Source organism: Streptomyces sp. NPDC002130 (assembly GCF_040296465.1).
GTDB lineage: Bacteria > Actinomycetota > Actinomycetes > Streptomycetales > Streptomycetaceae > Streptomyces.
On record NZ_JBEOXI010000821.1, the window covers coordinates 1 to 1,449 of the forward strand.

Here is a 1,449-nt window from a genome sequence, read left to right on the forward strand (position 1 = left end):
GATCATGATGGCGCTGTCCATGGCCGTCATCGCGGCCGTCATCGGCGCAGGCGGTCTCGGTGACCGCGTCTACCAGGCCCTGGCCTCGGTCGACGGCCTGGCCGCGAACATCGTCGTGATGCTGATGCTGCGCGGCGATTCCAAGGACAGCCTCGCGGTGCGTGGCGCGTACCTCGAAGTGCTTGCCGACGCGGTCGGTAGCGTCGGCGTTCTGATCGCCGGTGGCCTTGTCCTGGTGTTCAACTGGACGTGGGCGGACGTCGTCGTCGGTGTTCTCATCTCGCTGTGGGTGGTGCCGCGTGCGATCAAACTGGCTGCAGCATCGCTGCGCATTCTGACGCAGGCGTCGCCGGCCGACATCGACGTCGAAGCGGTCGAGGCCGACCTGGCCGCACTGCCGAGCGTGATGGGTGTCCACGACCTGCACGTCTGGACGCTCACTACCGGGATGGATGTCGCGACGGTCCACCTGACCAGTGACGCGAATTCGTCGAACGTTCTGGAATCCGCGCGCACCGTCCTCGAAAGTCACGGTCTTTCCCACGCCACTGTCCAGGTGGAATCGTGTGCCAACGGCGAGCATTGCGAGAAGAACGTCACTTGGTGAAGCGGGTGATCTCCTTGCCCGGCTTCCAGAGGTCGACATACATGTGTTCGTCGTCGACAGTCGTGTGCACCACCTCGTCGATATCGAGGACAAAGAGGTGCAGGGGTTTCGGAACCTCGTAGGTGTAGCTTTCCAGAACGGCTTCGAACTCGTCGCCGGTCACCTCGCGTGCAATTCCGGCGATCTTCGCATCGCCGCCTTCCATCGTGTGCTCGCCGGGATTGCTGTGGAGGGCGTAGCGCCCGTCACGGACGAGGTCCTTCGCCTTGAGAGCGCCGAACATCGAACCGAGCACCAACCGTCCGTCGAGGATTTCGACTTCGGTGCCGCTGACCCGCGGGGAGCCGTCCTTGCGCAGCGTTGCGAGGACGTGATGCTTGTGGGCTTTGAATCGCGCTTGAACCGCGTCGGCAAGGGTGGGAACTTCTTCGGAGAATTGCTTCCAGGTGACCATGACGGTCATTGTGCACCCCTATTCCTGACAACTTCTGTCAGTGATTCTCGGTAATGTTCGCACCATGAGATCTGCGCGGCTCCTCCAACTCATGTTGCGTTTGCAGGGCAGCCCTGGCGTCGTCGCAGATCAATTGGCCGACGAGTTCGGTGTATCGGTGCGGACGATCTACCGCGACGTGGCCTCGTTGTCGGCTGCCGGCGTGCCGATCTGGACCGAGAGCGGTCCCGGCGGCGGCATCCATCTGCTCGACGGTTGGCAGTCCAAGCTGTCCGGCATGACGGACGACGAGACGTCGGCACTCATGCTGTTGGGCGTACCGTCCATCGCTGCGGACCTCGGGCGATCCGACGCCGTCGGTTCGGCAGGGGCCAAATTACTCCGCACC

3 protein-coding genes are annotated in these 1,449 nt (G+C 63.1%); 2 read left to right on the plus strand and 1 reads right to left on the minus strand.

Going from position 1 to position 1,449, the window contains the following annotated elements:
• A partial coding sequence (locus ABT116_RS45925; protein ID WP_351647125.1) for a cation diffusion facilitator family transporter occupies positions 1 to 607 on the plus strand: 607 nt, incomplete at its 5' end.
• On the opposite strand, the gene ABT116_RS45930 is transcribed toward ABT116_RS45925, so the two are convergent.
• A complete protein-coding gene (locus tag ABT116_RS45930; RefSeq protein WP_351647127.1) occupies positions 597 to 1,061 on the minus strand; it encodes a pyridoxamine 5'-phosphate oxidase family protein in 465 nt (154 codons plus the stop codon). The two genes, ABT116_RS45925 and ABT116_RS45930, sit on opposite strands and share 11 nt — an antisense overlap.
• Positions 1,062 to 1,125: 64 nt before the next feature.
• Between ABT116_RS45930 and ABT116_RS45935 the strand changes: the two genes are divergently transcribed.
• Positions 1,126 to 1,449, plus strand: a 324-nt coding sequence (locus ABT116_RS45935) for a helix-turn-helix transcriptional regulator (protein ID WP_351647129.1), incomplete at its 3' end; no start/stop codon positions are given.